The organism is Streptomyces sp. NPDC012935 (assembly GCF_042900345.1).
GTDB lineage: Bacteria > Actinomycetota > Actinomycetes > Streptomycetales > Streptomycetaceae > Streptomyces.
Genome location: NZ_JBIBBC010000008.1, coordinates 388,828 through 405,236 on the forward strand (window position 1 = coordinate 388,828; position 16,409 = coordinate 405,236).

A 16,409-nucleotide genomic window follows, 5' to 3' on the forward strand; every position below is an offset into this window, starting at 1 on the left:
GCCGAAAGGAGACGGGGATGCGGGCAGTGGTGTTCGAGCGGTACGGCGAGGCGGCCGAGGTGCGTGAGGTGCCCGACCCGCACCCGGCTCCCCACGGAGTGACCGTGCGGGTCGAGGCGACGGGGCTGTGCCGCAGTGACTGGCACGGCTGGCAGGGCCACGACCCCGACATTCAGCTGCCGCATGTGCCAGGTCATGAACTCGCCGGCGTGGTCGAGGCGGTGGGGGACCGGGTGACCGCGTGGCGCCCCGGCGACCGGGTCACCGTGCCGTTCGTGTGCGCCTGCGGCAGCTGCGCGGCGTGTGCGGCGGGCGACCAGCAGGTCTGCGAGCGCCAGACCCAGCCCGGCTTCACCCACTGGGGCTCGTTCGCCCAGTTCGTGGCGCTGGACCACGCCGACGTCAACCTCGTTGCCGTACCCGAGGAGATGTCGTTCGCGACGGCGGCCTCGCTGGGCTGCCGGTTCGCCACGGCGTTCCGGGCGGTCGTGCAGCAGGGCCGGGTGGCGGCCGGTGAATGGGTCGCCGTGCACGGCTGTGGCGGGGTCGGTCTGTCGGCGGTGATGATCGCGGCGGCGTCGGGTGCGAGGGTCGTCGCGGTGGACGTGTCGCCGCAGGCCCTGGATCTGGCACGGAAGTTCGGGGCGGCTCATTGCGTGGACGCGTTGAGCACACCGGATACAGCGGCGGCGATCCACGCCGTGACCGACGGCGGCGCTCACCTCTCCCTGGACGCCCTAGGCTCGCCCACCACCTCCGCCGCCTCAGTCAACAGCCTGCGCCGCAGGGGCCGGCACATCCAGGTGGGCCTGCTGCCCTCGGAGTCCGGCACGACCCCCGTCCCCATGGCCCGCGCGATCGCCCTCGAACTCGAACTGCTGGGCAGCCACGGCATGGCCGCGCACACCTACCCGCCGATGCTGGAGCTGGTGCGGGCGGGCGCCTTGCGGCCGGATCTGCTGGTGACGTCGACGATCACGCTGGACGCGGTGCCAACGGCACTGACGGCGCTCGGGACGGCGCCGGGGGCGGGGGCGGGGGTGACGGTCATCGAGCCGTGGAGCTGAGATCGGGGGAGTTGGGATCCGTGGAGCTGGGATCCGTGGAGCTGGGATCGTTGGAGTTGGGATCCACGGAGTCGAGATCCGCGGAGTCGAGATCCACGGAGTGGAGCGCGGCCCACTCGTGGTCGAGGAGAGCCATCAGCACCTCGTCGACCCATTCGCCGTCCCTCAGCTCGATCTCCCGCCGGATGCCCTCGACCGCGAATCCGACCTTCTCGTAGACGTGCAGGGCACGGAGGTTGTAGGCATACGCCTCCAACTGAATGCGGTGCAGCCCGAGTTGCTCGAAGCCGTGGCCGACGATGAGCCGGGTGGCCTCGGTGCCCAGGCCCCGGCCCCGGCCGCGCGGTCCGATCAGGGTGCGGAAGGTGCAGCTGCGGGCGTCAGGGTCCCACTCGTACAGCACGACCTCTCCCACCAGTCCGCCGGTGGCGCGGTCGATGACGGCGAGGTCGAGGCGGTCCGGCTGGTCGGAGCGGGTTCCGTACCAGGAGCGCAGCCGTTGCGGGGTGAGTTCGTTGGGCGAATCGCCGGTGAAGCGTTGGACCTCCGGGTCGCCGATGATCTCCCACATGCCTTCGGCGTCAGCCTCGGTGAACGGGCGGAGCACGGTCCTGTCGCCGGTCAGGGTGGGTTTGACGGAGAAACTCATGGGGCGACTGTGCCCCACAGGGCGGCGGGGGCACAGCCGAATTTCCGGGAGGTCAGTCCGATCTGCGCCCTCGGTTGCCCGGACGTGACGCGACCCAGGCCCGCACGGTGTCGGCGTACCAGAAGGGCTTGCCGCCCTCCACATGGTCGGGCGGCGGCAGCAACCCGTGCTTGCGGTAGGACCGTACGGTGTCCGGCTGCACCTTGATGTGAGCCGCGATCTCCTTGTAGGACCAGAGCCTTCGGTCGGTCATCGGTTGCACCTCCCTGCGCGCGCCGCGGCGGCGACCTGGGGCGGTCGTCGGGGGTACCGTGCGCTGCGCTGGCGATCACAAAGCCTGCGCCCGGTCAACGACGCACCGTGAGAAGGGGACAGTGCCTGTGCACCGGGTGTGACGCAAGACCTGCGTACATGCGACATGTGTGACACGGGAGGTGCCTTTGTGACACGAGTGCTGCAAAGGCGCATGAGTAACTCAGGGCGCGCCACTTTGACAGCAACCCCTGCGGCACCGCCGCAAGGGGCGCGGGGCTGTGTTGACTTGCGGCTCCGTCGCGTGGGCGCGACCAGCCCCCACACCCCGCACACGCCTCACCGCCGCCCCCGGCAGAGTCCCAGGCGCCCGGCTCACCCCGGAGGCCTCGTTCGAATGTCCGGACAAAATATTGACAGCCCTCCCCGGTCAGGCTAGAAAGCCGAGGAGAGCCGAAGCACAACGCTGACAGAAGCGCCGCCACAAGGGAGACCGAGGGAAGCCGATGGCGTACGACTTGATCACCATGGGGCGGATCGGAGTGGACCTCTACCCCCTGCAGACCGGCGTCCCGCTGCCGCAGGTCACGTCCTTCGGCAAGTTCCTCGGGGGCTCGGCGAGCAACGTCGCGGTCGCCGCGGCCCGACTGGGACGCCGTACCGCGGTGATCACCCGCACCGGCGACGACCCCTTCGGCACCTACCTTCACGAGGCCCTTCAGGGCTTCGGCGTCGACGACCGCTGGGTCACCCCGGTCCCCGGCCTGCCCACCCCGGTCACCTTCTGCGAGGTCTTCCCGCCGGACGACTTCCCGCTGTACTTCTACCGGCAGCCCAAGGCCCCGGACCTGGAGATCGACGCCCACGAGCTGGACCTCGACGCCATCCGTGACGCCCGTGTCTTCTGGGTCACCGGCACCGGCCTGAGTGAGGAGCCCAGCCGTACGGCGACGCTGGCGGCGCTCGCCCATCGCGCAAAGTCCGGTACGACGGTCTTCGACCTCGACTGGCGCCCCATGTTCTGGAAAGACCCAGCCTGCAGCGGCCCCGACGCGGCCCGCCCCTTCTATGCCGAGGCCCTGAAGCACACCACCGTCGCCGTCGGCAATCTCGACGAGGTGGAGGTCGCGACGGGCGTGCGCGAACCGCATGCCGCGGCCCGCGCGCTGCTGGACGCCGGTGTGGAGATCGCGGTCGTCAAGCAGGGCCCCAAGGGTGTTCTCGCCGTCAACAGCAAGGGCGACCAGGCCGAGGTGCCACCGCTGCCCGTGAACGTGCTCAACGGCCTCGGCGCCGGTGACGCCTTCGGCGGTTCGCTCTGCCATGGCCTGCTCGAAGGCTGGGACCTGGAGAAGATCATGCGGCACGCCAACGCGGCCGGCGCCATCGTCGCCTCCCGCCTGGAGTGCTCCTCCGCGATGCCGACGCCGGACGAGATCGAGGCCGCGATCACCGCGGGGGCCGTCAAGTGACCGTCGACATCGGGGAACTCGTCCGCCTGCGCACCCAGCGCCCCGAGGCGATCGCGGAGGCGGCCGCCCGTCGCACCCGCCGCCCGCTGCTCGGCGACTCCGGCCGGCTGATGATCGTCGCCGCCGACCACCCGGCCCGTGGCGCCCTCGGCGTCGGTGACCGCAAGCTCGCCATGGCCAACCGCGCCGACCTGCTGGAACGCCTCTGCCTCGCGCTCGCCCGCCCCGGCGTCGACGGTGTCCTCGCGACCGCCGACATCCTGGACGACCTGTTGCTGCTGGGCGCCCTCGACGGCAAGGTCGTCATGGGGTCCATGAACCGCGGCGGCCTGCAGGGCGCGAGCTTCGAACTCGACGACCGCTTCACCGGCCACCGCCCCGAGGACATCCGGCGCCTCGGCTTCGACGCCGGCAAGCTGCTTCTGCGTATCGACTACGGCGACCCGGGTTCCCTCACCACGCTGGAGTCCACCGCCCGCGCCGTAGACGAGATGGCGGCGCGCGAACTCCCGGTCTTCGTCGAACCGTTCATCAGTCACCGCACCCCCGAGGGCAAGGTCGCCAACGACCTGTCCGCCGAGGCCGTCACCAAGTCCATCGCCATCGCCTCGGGCCTCGGCGGCACCTCCGCCTACACCTGGCTGAAACTCCCGGTCACCGAGAACCCCGACGACATGGCCGAGGTCATGCAGACCTCCACGCTGCCGGCCGTTCTGCTGGGCGGCGAGGTCGGCGACGACCAGGACGGGGCATACGAGAAGTGGCGGGGTGCACTCCAACTGCCCACCGTGCGGGGCCTGGTGGTCGGACGCTCGCTGCTCTACCCGGTGGACGGGGACGTGGCCGGCGCGGTCGACACCGCCGTAGGACTGCTGTGAGGGCCTTATGACGAACCACGAGCCGCACACCGGGACGAACCACGAGCCGCACACCGGGACGGGCAACGGGCCGAATGCCGGGACGGGCAACGGGCTGTACGTCCCGGCGGGCACCACCGCCGACGCGAACTACGTGCTCGACATCGACCCCAAACGGGCCGGGTGGACCCACAGCAGTCTGCGGATCGTCGAGTTGGAGCCCGGTGGCACGCACATGTTCACCACCGGGGACAGTGAATGGATCGTGCTTCCGCTGAACGGCGGATGCACCGTGGACATCGAGAACGAGAAGTACCAACTCCTGGGCCGGGACAGCGTATTCAGTGGAGTCACCGACTTCGCCTACGTGCCCCGTGACGCCCGGGCACAGATCGCCTCCGGCGCGGGTGGCCGCTTTGCTTTGGCAGGAGCGAAGTGCGAGCGAAGACTCCCCGCCCGCTACGGCCCCGCGCCGGAGGTCTTGGTCGAAGAGCGAGGCAGCGGCTCCTGCACGCGCCACGTCCGCAACTTCGCCTCCGCCGACGCCTTCGACTGCGACAAGCTCATCGCCGTCGAGGTGATCACCCCCGGCGGCAACTGGTCCTCGTATCCGCCGCACAAGCACGACGAATCCCGGCCCGGCGAGGAGTCCGAGCTGGAGGAGATCTACTACTTCGAGATCGACGGCCCGAACGGTTTCGGCTATCAGCGCGTATTCCCCTCGCGTGAGGGCGGATCCGACGTCCTCGCGGAGGTCCGCTCCGGTGACGCCGTGCTCGTCCCCGACGGATGGCACGGCCCGTCCGTCGCCCAGCCCGGTCACGACATGTACTACCTGAACGTGATGGCCGGTCCGGGCGAGACGCGGGAGTGGCGGATCTGCTTCCATCCGGACCACGTAGAAGGCACAGGGGGTTACCGATGACCTCAACGACGAGGCTCACGGTCGCGCAGGCGCTCGTCCGCTTCCTGGCCGTCCAGTACACCGAGCGTGACGGCGTACGGCAGCGGCTGATCGGCGCCACCTGGGGCATCTTCGGCCACGGCAATGTCGCAGGGGTCGGGCAGGCGCTCGTCGAGTTCGGCGAGGTCATGCCGTACCACCAGGGCCGCAACGAGCAGGCGATGGTACACGCGGCGGTCGGTTACGCCCGCCAGTCGAACCGCCTCGCCACGCACGCCGTGACCACGTCCATCGGCCCCGGCGCGACCAACCTCGTCACCGGCGCGGCGCTCGCGACCATCAACCACCTTCCGGTCCTGCTCCTCCCCGGCGACATCTTCGCCACCCGCCCCGCCGACCCGGTCCTCCAGCAGCTCGAAGTGCCGTACGCGGGCGATATGTCGGTGAACGAGTGTCTGCGCCCGGTGTCGAAGTACTTCGACCGGATCACCCGGCCCGAGGCCCTGATTCCGTCGGCCATCCAAGCCATGCGCGTGCTCACGGACCCCGTGGAGACGGGCGCGGTCACCCTCGCGCTGCCGCAGGACGTCCAGGCCGAGGCGTACGACTGGCCGGAGGAGTTCTTCGCCGAGCGCGTCTGGGCCGTACGGCGTCCGGGCGCCGATCCGACCGAACTCGCCGAGGCCGTACGCATGATCCGTGACGCCCGGCGGCCGCTGATCATCGCCGGCGGCGGCGTCCACCACAGCCGCGCCGAGGAGGCCCTCGCCGAGTTCGCGGAGGTCACCGGCATCCCGGTCGCCTCCACGCAGGCCGGCAAGGGCTCCCTGCGCCACGACCACCCGCAGGACGTCGGGGGAGTGGGCCACACCGGCACCGCCACCGCCGACGAACTCGCCCGCACGGCCGACCTGGTGATCGGCATCGGCACCCGGTACACCGACTTCACCACCGCCTCCGGCACCCTCTTCACCGGCGAGGGCGTGCGCTTCCTCAACCTCAACGTCGCGCCCTACGACGGCCACAAGCTCGCCGGCATGCCGCTCATCGCGGACGCACGCAGCGGTCTGGCCGAGCTGACCCAGGCGCTGGAGATCCACGACCACCGGGTCGCCGACACCTACGTCACCGAGTACACCGAGGACAAGGAGCGCTGGGAGCAGCGCGTCGACGCCTGCTACGAGGCCGACGAGCCGGACGTACGGCCGACGCAGCCGCAGCTCCTCGGCGCGCTGGACGCGATCGTCGACGAGACGGACGTGATCATCAACGCGGCCGGCTCCCTCCCCGGCGACCTGCACAAACTGTGGCGGGCCCGCTCGCGGGACCAGTACCACGTGGAGTACGGCTACTCCTGCATGGGCTACGAGATCCCGGCCGCGATCGGCGTGAAGATGGCAGCGCCCGAGCGCAACGTGTGGGCGCTGGTCGGCGACGGCACCTATCTGATGATGCCGACGGAGATCGTGACCGCAGTGCAGGAGGGCGTCGCGATCAAGGTGGTGCTCGTGCAGAACCACGGGTACGCGTCCATCGGCGGCCTCTCGGAGGAGATCGGTGCCGAGCGCTTCGGCACCGCCTACCGCCACCGTGCGGCCGACGGCACCTTCACGGGCGCCCCGCTCCCCGTCGACCTGGCCGCCAACGCGGCCAGCCTGGGCATGCGGGTGCTGCGCGCCAAGACCGTACGTGACCTGCGCGAGGCGCTCGCCGAGGCCCGCGCGGCGGACACTCCCACATGTGTCTACGTCGAGACCGAAACGGCAGACACTGTGTCGGGCGCGCCGCCCGCGCATGCCTGGTGGGATGTTCCTGTGGCCGAGACCGCGACCCGACCGTCGGCGGTCAAGGCACGGGAGCTGTACGAACGGCACGTCTCGACCCGACGCCGCCATCTGTGAAGGAGTTACCGGTCATGACGAAGATCGTCAACCATTGGATCGGCGGCAAGACCGCCGAAGGCGCGTCGGGCACGTTCGGGCCGGTCACCGACCCGGCGACCGGCGCGGTCACCACGAAGGTCGCGTTCGCCTCGGTCGACGAGGTGGACGCCGCGGTCGCGGCCGCCAAGGAGGCCTACGCGACCTGGGGCCAGTCGTCGCTGGCGCAGCGCACCTCGATCCTGTTCAGGTTCCGGGCGCTGCTGGACGCCAACCGGGACGCGATCGCCGAGCTGATCACCGCAGAGCACGGCAAGGTGCACTCCGACGCCCTAGGCGAGGTGGCGCGCGGTCTGGAGATCGTCGACCTCGCGTGCGGCATTAACGTGCAGCTGAAGGGCGAGCTGTCGACGCAGGTCGCCAGCCGCGTGGACGTCTCCTCGATCCGGCAGCCGCTGGGTGTCGTCGCGGGCATCACGCCGTTCAACTTCCCGGCGATGGTCCCGATGTGGATGTTCCCGATGGCCATCGCGTGCGGCAACACCTTCGTGCTGAAGCCGTCCGAGAAGGACCCGTCGGCGTCCATCAAGATCGCCGAGCTGCTCGCCGAGGCCGGTCTCCCGGACGGCGTCTTCAACGTCGTGCACGGCGACAAGGTGGCCGTCGACCGCCTCCTGGAGCACCCGGACGTCAAGGCCGTGTCCTTCGTCGGCTCGACCCCGATCGCCCGCTACATCCACACCACCGCCGCCGCCAACCACAAGCGCGTCCAGGCCCTCGGCGGCGCCAAGAACCACATGCTGGTCCTGCCGGACGCCGACCTGGACGCTGCCGCCGACGCGGCCGTGAGCGCGGCGTACGGCTCCGCGGGTGAGCGCTGCATGGCCATCTCGGCCGTCGTCGCCGTCGGCTCCATCGGCGACGAGCTGGTGGAGAAGATCCGCGAGCGCGCCGAGAAGATCAAGATCGGCCCCGGCAACGACCCGACCTCCGAGATGGGCCCGCTGATCACCGCCGTGCACCGCGACAAGGTGGCGTCCTACGTCGAGGGCGCGGCGGCCGAGGGCTGCGAGGTCGTCCTCGACGGCACCGGCTACACGGTCGACGGCTTCGAGGACGGCCACTGGATCGGCATCTCGCTGCTCGACAAGGTGCCGACCACCGCGAAGGCGTACCAGGACGAGATCTTCGGCCCCGTCCTTTGCGTGCTGCGCGCCGAGACGTACGAGGACGGCATGGCGCTGATCAACGCCTCGCCCTTCGGCAACGGCACCGCGATCTTCACCCGGGACGGCGGCGCGGCCCGCCGCTTCCAGCTGGAGATCGAGGCCGGCATGGTCGGCGTGAACGTCCCGATCCCGGTCCCCGTGGGCTACCACAGCTTCGGCGGCTGGAAGGACTCGCTCTTCGGCGACCACCACATTTACGGCAACGACGGCACGCACTTCTACACCCGCGGCAAGGTCGTCACCACCCGCTGGCCCGACCCCGCCGACGCCCCCACCGGCGTCGACCTCGGGTTCCCGCGCAACCACTGACGCCGAGCACGACCACTGCCACCTGGCTTCGGGGCCGTCCGCATCGCGGACGGCCCCATTTTTTTGCGGGCCAGCGCTGCGGTTCCCGCACGCCCGGAAGTCGCGCTGCGCACGGCCTTGACGCAACGTTAACGCGTGAAATTTGGCCACATGGCAACGGATTCCGTAGGTGAACACCCATTGACGTGACGGTTTCCGTCGATGTTGCATCCCCCTCGTGACCGACACCCTCACCCCTGCCGAGGGCGCCGTCGTCGAGGCGTCCGACAGCCCCAAGAAGCTCAAGCGCTCCATCGGCGTCGTCGGCGGCACGCTCCTCACGATCTCCTGCGTGACGCCGGCCTCCACTCTCTTCGTGGTCGTCCCCGACCTGTTCGGCTCGCTCGGCACCGCCACCGCCCTGACGATCGCCATCGGCTCGCTGCTCTGCATCGCCGTGGCGTTCTGCTACTCGGAGCTGGGCACCCTCATCCCCAGCGCGGGCGGTGAGTACGCGATGGTGTCCACGCTGGCCGGACGGCTCGCGGGCTGGCTGGTCTTCGTGCTGTCCCTGCTGGTCGTCATGGTCGTCCCGCCGGTGATCGCGATGGGCACGGCCGACTACCTCGCCCCGATCGTCGACCTCGACCCGTCGATGGCCGGCGCCGGCGTCATGCTGCTCGCCACGCTCGCCGGCCTGCTCGACCTGCGCGCCAACGCCTGGATCACCGGCGTCTTCCTGGTGCTGGAGGTCATCGCCGCGGCCGTGGTGGCGGTGCTGGGCTTCGCCCACGCCGAGCGCGGCCCCGCGAGCCTGGTCTCGATGGAGGTGGCCGGCGCGGACGGCCGTACGGACACCGTGACGGCACTGCTGGTCGTCTCCGGGCTCGCGATCGCCCTCTTCGTCACGCAGGGCTTCTCGACCGCCGTCTACCTCTCCGAGGAGCTCGAGAACCCGCGCCGCAACGTCGCCCGCACGGTCCTCGCCACCCTCGCCATCTCCGCCGTGATCATCCTGGTCCCGGTCGCCGCCATCACCCTGGGCGCCTCGGACCTCGGGGAACTGACCGGCGGTGACATCGGCACCATGGTCACCGCCTGGTCCAACTCGGCCGTCGGCACCTTCGTGAGCCTGTGCGTGGCCCTCGCGATCATCAACGCCGGCATCGTCATGGTCATCCAGAACTCCCGCGTGCTGTTCGCCTCCGCCCGCGACAAGGCCTGGCCCGAGCCGGTCAACAACGTCCTCGCCAGGCTCGGCCGTTTCGGCTCACCGTGGGTCGCCACCCTCGCCGTCGGAGTGCCCGGCGCCGCACTGTGCTTCGTCAACCTCGACACCCTGTACGGCGTGACGGGCGTCTCGGTGACCGGCATGTACCTCCTCGTCGCGGTCGCCGCCCTGCTCGCCCGGCGCGGCTCGCACCGGCACACACGCGCGTGGCGGATGCCGCTGTGGCCGGCGATGCCCGCCCTGCTGATCGTGGTCCTCGGCTACATCCTCACCCAGCAGGAGCCGGCCCATCTGCTGTGGACCGGCGGCATCACGGCCGCCGCCACCCTCTACTGGGCCCTCTACCTGCGCCCGCGCCGCGAGACCCGCTGGCTGGTGACGGTGCCGGAGGACGCGCGCTCTTGACACCGGCCGAAGTACCGCACGCTCAGCCGCTGTCCGGGACCTCAGCCGAACTCCCAAGTCACCACCGAGCACGACCCGTCGTCCTTGCCACCCGCACTCCGGTAGGTGGCGAGGGCGACGTCGTTCCCGCTCTCGACCAGCACCCACATCCCGTAGCACCCCAGTTCCCGGCCCAGCAGGTCGAGGCGGCGCACCAGCGCCCGCCCGATGCCCCGCCGCCGACAGGGCTCGGCCACCCCGAGCTCGTACAGGAACATCTCGGCCCCCTTGTCGGGGTGCACGGTCTCGACCCCGCTGACGAAGCCCACCGGCTCACCGTCCACGTAGGCCACGAGGAGATGGTGTCCGCCCGTCCCGAGGAACCGCTCCGCCCACTCCGTGCGCACCGGATGATCAAACAGATGCTCGGCGGCGGCGACCTCGGCGAGGGCGGTGGCCCGGCGGATGTCCATGTGCCTTCGTACCACGGCTGGTGTACGCGGGAGCGGGCTCGTACTCCCGTGGGAGGGGCCGTGGTTCGGTCTCCGGTCGATAACTTGCCGACAGGTTCGCCCCGTACCGTTGAAGCATGGATCTTCGACTGCCCGCGCTGCGAGGGCTGCGGAAGCCGCGGCGGCTGCTGGCCGCCGCGGCCGCCGTTGTCGTTCTCGCCGGTGCCGGGACATGGACGGCCGTCGCCGACGACGACGCCCCGGCGGTACGGCGCGCCGACCGGATCATGGACATGGGCGACGGGGTGCGGATCGACACCTCGTACTTCACGGCCGCCGACAGCGGCCGCCGCCCCGCCGTCCTCCTCGCGCACGGCTTCGGCGGCAGCAAGGACGACGTGCGCCAGCAGGCCGAGGACCTCGCCCGGGACGGGTACACGGTGCTGACGTGGTCGGCCCGCGGCTTCGGGAAGTCGACCGGCAAGGTCGGCCTGAACGACCCGGAGGGCGAGGTCGCCGACGTCTCCCGGCTGCTCGACTGGCTGGCGAAGCAGCCCCAGGTCGAGCTCGACAAGACCGGTGACCCGCGCGTGGGCATGGCGGGCGGCTCCTACGGCGGCGCCATCTCGCTGCTGGCCGCCGGACACGACGACCGGGTGGACGCCATCGCCCCGGCGATCACGTACTGGAACCTCGCGGACGCCCTGTTCCCGCACGGCGTCTTCAAGAAGCTCTGGGCGGGCATCTTCGTCAACACCGCCGGCGGCTGCGACAAGTTCGAGACGCGGATCTGCGAGATGTACGAACGGGTCGCCGAGTCCGGCACCCCGGACGCACCGGCCCGCACCATGCTGGAGGAGCGCTCCCCCTCCGCGGTCGGCGACCGCATCGACGTGCCGACCCTGCTCATGCAGGGCCAGTCCGACTCCCTCTTCACGCTCGGCCAGGCCGACCGGGCGGCGAAGGCGATCCGCGCCAACGGCGCCCCCGTCGACGTCGACTGGATCTCCGGCGGCCATGACGGCGGCGACATGGAGACGAGCCGTATCCAGGGGCGCGTGCAGTCCTGGTTCGACCGCTACCTCAAGGACGACAAGAGCGCCGACACCGGCCCGACCTTCCGCGTCACCCGCACCGGAGGCGTCGACTCCACCGACGGCCAGGCCCTGCTGCGGGGCGCGAGCGCGGACGCCTACCCCGGCCTGGAGAGCGGGCGGAAGTCCATCGCCCTCACCGGCCGCGACCAGAGCTTCGCCAACCCGGCCGGCGCCAACCCGCCCGCCGTCTCCGCCCTGCCCGGCCTCGGCGGCTCCGGCGGCCTCGCCCAGCTGTCCTCGCTCGGTGTCGGGGTGTCGCTGGACTTCCCGGGCCAGTTCGCCGCGTTCGAGTCGGCGCCGGTCACCGACAACCTGCACATCACCGGCTCCCCGACGGCGACCGTCCACGTCAGCTCGACCAGCGAGGACGCGGTGCTGTTCGGCAAGGTCTACGACGTCGGCCCCGACGGCACCCAGCAGGTGCTGCCGTCGCAGCTGGTCACACCCCTGCGCGTCGAGGGCGCCAAGTCCGGCAAGGACGTGACGGTCACGCTCCCCGCCATCGACCACGACATCGAGAAGGGCCACCGCCTGCGGCTGGTCCTGTCCTCCACGGACCTCGGCTACGCCTCCCCGGCCTCCCCGGCGGCGTACACGGTCTCCCTGAAGGGCGACCTGTCGGTCCCGACCGCGCCCGGTGTGAGCACCGCCGAGGCCCCGCTGCCGGCCTGGGTCTGGTGGCTGCCGCTGACGAGCGCGGTCATCGCCCTGGCCCTGCTGCTGACGGCCCGCCGCCGCACCGCGTCCCCCGCGCCCGACCCGGAGCTGGCCGAAGTGCCGCTCCAGATCACCGACCTGAGCAAGCGGTACGCGGGCTCGCCGGACCGTTACGCGGTACGGGACCTGTCGTTCCGCGTCGAGAAGGGCCAGGTCCTCGGCCTCCTCGGCCCGAACGGCGCGGGCAAGACGACGACCCTGCGCATGCTGATGGGTCTGATCAAGCCGGACGCCGGCGAGATCCGCGTCTTCGGCCACGCCATCCGCCCCGGCGCGCCCGTCCTGTCCAGGGTCGGCGCCTTCGTGGAGGGCGCCGGCTTCCTCCCGCACCTCTCGGGCCGGGAGAACCTGGAGCTGTACTGGCAGGCCACCGGCCGCCCGGCCGAGGACGCACACCTCGACGAGGCCCTGGAGATCGCCGGCCTCGGCGACGCGCTGGCCCGCGCGGTGCGCACCTACTCCCAGGGCATGCGCCAGCGCCTGGCCATCGCCCAGGCCATGCTCGGCCTCCCGGACCTCCTCATCCTCGACGAACCGACCAACGGGCTCGACCCGCCCCAGATCCGCGAGATGCGCCAGGTGATGATCCGCTACGCCGCCGCGGGCCGCACGGTGATCGTCTCCAGCCACCTGCTGGCGGAGGTCGAACAGTCCTGCACCCACCTCGTGGTGATGGACCGCGGGCGCCTCGTGCAGGCGGGCCCGGTCGCCGAGATCATCGGCTCGGGCGACACGCTGCTCGTCGGCACCGCCACCGCCGTCGATGAGCCGGTGGTCGAGAAGGTCGCCGCCCTGCCGGGCGTCGCCTCCGCCGTGCGCACCGACGACGGGATCCTGGTCCGGCTCGACGCGGACGGCAGCGCACAGCGCCTGGTCACCGAACTGGTCCGCCTCGAGGTGCCCGTCCAGTCGGTGGGCCCGCACCGCCGCCTGGAAGACGCCTTCCTCACCCTGATCGGAGGCTCCGCATGAGCACGCTCACCGAGCGCACCGAGGTCGCCTCCGGCTACCGGGCGGGCCGTACGCTGCCGCTGCGGGTCGAACTGGTCCGCCAGCTGAAGCGGCGCCGCACGCTGGTGATGTTCGGCATCCTGGCCGTGCTGCCCTTCGTGCTGGTTGCCGCGTTCGCGATCGGCGGCGAACCGGACGGCGGCGGCAACCGCATCACCCTGATGGACACGGCCACGGCGTCCGGCGCCAACTTCGCCGCCGTGAACCTGTTCGTCTCCGCGGGCTTCCTGCTGGTCATCCCCGTCGCGCTGTTCTGCGGGGACACGGTGGCCTCCGAGGCCAGCTGGTCCTCCCTGCGCTATCTCCTCGCGGCCCCCGTGCCCCGGGCCCGCCTGCTGTGGTCCAAGCTCGTGGTCGCCCTCGGCCTGAGCCTGGCCGCGATGGTGCTGCTGCCCCTGGTCGCGCTGGCCGTCGGCACGGCGGCGTACGGCTGGGGCCCGCTGCAGATCCCGACCGGCGGCTCGCTGGACACGGCCACGGCGGCGCAGCGCCTGCTGGTCGTGGTGGCGTACATCTTCGTGTCCCAACTGGTGACGGCAGGCCTCGCGTTCTGGCTGTCGACCAAGACGGACGCCCCGCTCGGCGCGGTCGGCGGCGCGGTCGGCCTGACTATCGTCGGCAACGTCCTCGACGCTGTGACCGCCCTAGGCGACTGGCGCCACTTCCTGCCCGCGCACTGGCAGTTCGCCTGGGCGGACGCCGTCCAGCCCCGCCCCGAGTGGTCCGGCATGATCCAGGGCACGGCGATTTCCGTAACGTACGCCCTCATCCTGTTCGCCCTGGCCTTCCGCGGTTTCGCACGCAAGGACGTGGTGTCGTAGGTCACCGGAAGATCACCCACCGGTCTCGACGGGCCGTCCCCGTGCCCTCTTCGAGACTCATCCGCAACGCTCCGTAGCGCACGTTCCGGCCCCCTGGCCCGTCACAGTCGCAGAAGTCGACGTCAACGGACCAGGGGGCACGGACGATGGAGCGGTACCGAACACGCAGGCTGAACGTCGCCCTGCTCGCGCTCACCACGGCGGGCGCCCTGCTGCTCACCGGATGCAGCGGGAGCGGCGGCAGCGACAGCGGGGGGCACTCGGCGGACGGCGCCAACAACGGAGGCGGCAACAGCCGGGACGCCTTCCCCGCCCCCGAATACAACGGGGACGACCGGCACGACGACGATCAGGGAGAGGACTCCCGCGACTTCGCGCCCGACCCCGACCTCCTCTCCACCTTCGCCCTCGACGTCGACACCGCCTCCTACGGCTACGCCCGTCGCACCCTCGCCGAGGGCCGCCTGCCCGACCCGTCGACGGTCCGCCCCGAGGAATTCGTCAACAGCTTCCGGCAGGACTACGACCGCCCCGACGGCAACGGCTTCTCGGTCACCGTCGACGGCGCCCGCACCGACCGCGAGGACTGGTCCCTGGTCCGCGTGGGCCTGGCCACCCGCCCCGCCCCCGACCACGGCGAACGTCCGCCCGCCGCCCTCACCTTCGTCATCGACATCTCCGGCTCCATGGCCGAACCGGGCCGCCTGGACCTCGCCAAGGACTCCCTCGGCGTCATGACGGACCGGCTGCGCGACGACGACTCGGTCGCCATCGTCACCTTCAGCGACGAGGCCGAGACGGTACTGCCGATGACCCGCGTGAACGACAACCGCGCCGAGATCCACGAAGCCATCGACATCCTGGAACCCACGGACTCCACCAACCTGGGCGCGGGCATGGAGACGGGCTACGAAACGGCCGTCGAAGGGCTGCGCAAGGGCGCCACCAACCGCGTGGTCCTCGTCTCCGACGCCCTGGCCAACACGGGCGACACCGACGCGGACACCATCCTCGAACGCATCTCCACCGAGCGCCACGAGCACGGCATCACCCTCTTCGGCGTCGGCGTCGGCAGCGATTACGGCGACGCCCTGATGGAACGCCTCGCCGACAAGGGCGACGGCCACACGGTGTACGTCTCGGACGAGGACGACGCCCACGAGGTCTTCAGCCGCCAACTCCCGCAGAACATCGACCTCACCGCCCGCGACGCCAAGGCCCAGGTCGCCTTCGACCCCGAGACGGTGCGGGAGTTCCGGCTCGTCGGCTACGACAACCGGCAGGTCGCCGACGAGGACTTCCGCGACGACAGTGTCGACGGCGGCGAGATCGGTCCCGGGCACACGGTCACAGCCCTCTACGCGGTCCGCACCGAGCCCGGGGCGGAGGGGCACCTCGCCACGGCGAGCGTCCGCTGGCTCGACCCCAAGTCCCGTGCTCCGCACGAGGAGTCCGGCCGGCTGGAGACCGGGTCCCTCGAGGACTCCGTCTGGAACGCGAGCCCCCGCTTCCAGGTCACGGCCACGGCCGCCTACTTCGCCGACGCCCTCCGCCTCGGCGACGAGGGCCGGTCCACGTTGCCCGGCGCCACTCGCCTGCACGAACTGGCCGACCGTGCGGACGAGTTGGCCACGACAACGGAGGACACGGCAGTCCGCCACCTCGCAACGGCCATCCACCAGGCCACCAACCTGACCTGACCGCCCGGGTCTCCTCGCCCCCGCCGCCCCTACCCGTCCCACCTCCAGGGGCTCCGCCCCTTCGACCCCGCCAGGGGGCTGCGCCCCCTGGACCCCCATCGGCCTGAACGGCCTCGTCCTCAAACGCCGGACGGGCTGAATTGCCCGGACCGGCACCGAGAAGCACCGTCCGTCCTCATCCCAGTGCCGGACGGGCTGGAATGCCGGGACCGGCGCCGAGAAGCACCGTCTGAGTGCCGTCGGATTGCCGGGACCGGCGTCACACTTGGCCATGGCGGTGGCGCGCCCCCACCGGGCGGCACTCGCCCACGGCGGCAAGGGGACGTGCCGGGGGGTGTCCGCCCGCAGTGGCCGGCGTCAAGAAACGGCACCACCCTGCCCAACTCCCACCGCCGGTC

General features: G+C 71.1%; 12 protein-coding genes and 2 pseudogenes. 10 read left to right on the plus strand and 4 right to left on the minus strand.

Annotated elements, in window-relative coordinates:
• The first annotated feature begins 17 nt into the window (after nucleotides 1–17).
• Nucleotides 18–1,067 carry a zinc-dependent alcohol dehydrogenase family protein gene (locus ACFY5C_RS22110; RefSeq protein ID WP_389446651.1) on the plus strand — a complete coding sequence of 350 codons (1,050 nt, stop codon included), beginning with the start codon at nucleotides 18–20 and terminating at the stop codon, nucleotides 1,065–1,067.
• Between the two features lie 50 nt (nucleotides 1,068–1,117).
• Here the strand turns inward: ACFY5C_RS22110 and ACFY5C_RS22115 are convergent.
• From ACFY5C_RS22115 to ACFY5C_RS22125, 3 genes and pseudogenes are all read right to left on the minus strand, one after another.
• Nucleotides 1,118–1,222 (minus strand): annotated as a pseudogene (locus ACFY5C_RS22115) (hypothetical protein); the annotation flags it as partial.
• A 56-nt stretch (nucleotides 1,223–1,278) separates the two neighbouring features.
• Nucleotides 1,279–1,860, minus strand: a pseudogene (locus ACFY5C_RS22120) (GNAT family N-acetyltransferase); the annotation flags it as partial.
• The gene (locus ACFY5C_RS22125; protein ID WP_302000589.1) at nucleotides 1,769–1,969 is read right to left on the minus strand and encodes an AlpA family transcriptional regulator; all 201 of its coding nucleotides are present in this window, start codon (nucleotides 1,967–1,969) and stop codon (nucleotides 1,769–1,771) included. The gene ACFY5C_RS22125 and the pseudogene ACFY5C_RS22120, both read right to left, overlap by 92 nt.
• 505 nt (nucleotides 1,970–2,474) lie before the next feature.
• On the opposite strand from ACFY5C_RS22125, the gene iolC reads away from it, so the two are divergent.
• The 6 genes from iolC (at nucleotide 2,475) to ACFY5C_RS22155 (ending at nucleotide 10,234) form a co-directional block, all read left to right on the plus strand.
• Nucleotides 2,475–3,440, plus strand: a complete 966-nt coding sequence (gene iolC / locus ACFY5C_RS22130) for a 5-dehydro-2-deoxygluconokinase (protein WP_389446653.1) — start codon at nucleotides 2,475–2,477, stop codon at nucleotides 3,438–3,440.
• A complete protein-coding gene (locus ACFY5C_RS22135; RefSeq protein ID WP_389446655.1) occupies nucleotides 3,437–4,318 on the plus strand; it encodes a deoxyribose-phosphate aldolase in 882 nt (293 codons plus the stop codon). Before iolC ends, ACFY5C_RS22135 begins: the two co-directional genes overlap by 4 nt.
• Before the next feature lie 7 nt (nucleotides 4,319–4,325).
• Complete coding sequence (gene iolB, locus ACFY5C_RS22140; protein WP_389446657.1) at nucleotides 4,326–5,222, plus strand: 5-deoxy-glucuronate isomerase; 897 nt, start codon at nucleotides 4,326–4,328, stop codon at nucleotides 5,220–5,222.
• The gene (gene iolD, locus ACFY5C_RS22145; protein WP_389446659.1) at nucleotides 5,219–7,102 is read left to right on the plus strand and encodes a 3D-(3,5/4)-trihydroxycyclohexane-1,2-dione acylhydrolase (decyclizing); all 1,884 of its coding nucleotides are present in this window, start codon (nucleotides 5,219–5,221) and stop codon (nucleotides 7,100–7,102) included. Before iolB ends, iolD begins: the two co-directional genes overlap by 4 nt.
• 14 nt (nucleotides 7,103–7,116) lie before the next feature.
• Nucleotides 7,117–8,619, plus strand: coding sequence for a CoA-acylating methylmalonate-semialdehyde dehydrogenase (gene mmsA, locus ACFY5C_RS22150; protein WP_389446661.1), 1,503 nt, complete (start codon nucleotides 7,117–7,119; stop codon nucleotides 8,617–8,619).
• Between the two features lie 217 nt (nucleotides 8,620–8,836).
• On the plus strand, nucleotides 8,837–10,234 hold the full coding sequence (locus tag ACFY5C_RS22155; protein WP_389446663.1) for an APC family permease: 1,398 nt from the start codon (nucleotides 8,837–8,839) through the stop codon (nucleotides 10,232–10,234).
• A 41-nt stretch (nucleotides 10,235–10,275) separates the two neighbouring features.
• On the opposite strand, the gene ACFY5C_RS22160 is transcribed toward ACFY5C_RS22155, so the two are convergent.
• Nucleotides 10,276–10,686, minus strand: a complete 411-nt coding sequence (locus ACFY5C_RS22160; protein WP_389446665.1) for a GNAT family N-acetyltransferase — start codon at nucleotides 10,684–10,686, stop codon at nucleotides 10,276–10,278.
• Nucleotides 10,687–10,802: 116 nt separating this feature from the next.
• Between ACFY5C_RS22160 and ACFY5C_RS22165 the strand changes: the two genes are divergently transcribed.
• The 3 genes from ACFY5C_RS22165 (at nucleotide 10,803) to ACFY5C_RS22175 (ending at nucleotide 16,011) form a co-directional block, all read left to right on the plus strand.
• On the plus strand, nucleotides 10,803–13,451 hold the full coding sequence (locus ACFY5C_RS22165) for a CocE/NonD family hydrolase (RefSeq protein ID WP_389446667.1): 2,649 nt from the start codon (nucleotides 10,803–10,805) through the stop codon (nucleotides 13,449–13,451).
• On the plus strand, nucleotides 13,448–14,311 hold the full coding sequence (locus ACFY5C_RS22170; protein ID WP_369271159.1) for an ABC transporter permease: 864 nt from the start codon (nucleotides 13,448–13,450) through the stop codon (nucleotides 14,309–14,311). The genes ACFY5C_RS22165 and ACFY5C_RS22170 overlap by 4 nt, the downstream gene beginning before the upstream one ends.
• Before the next feature lie 146 nt (nucleotides 14,312–14,457).
• A complete protein-coding gene (locus ACFY5C_RS22175; protein WP_389446669.1) occupies nucleotides 14,458–16,011 on the plus strand; it encodes a von Willebrand factor type A domain-containing protein in 1,554 nt (517 codons plus the stop codon).
• The last annotated feature ends 398 nt before the right edge of the window (nucleotides 16,012–16,409 follow it).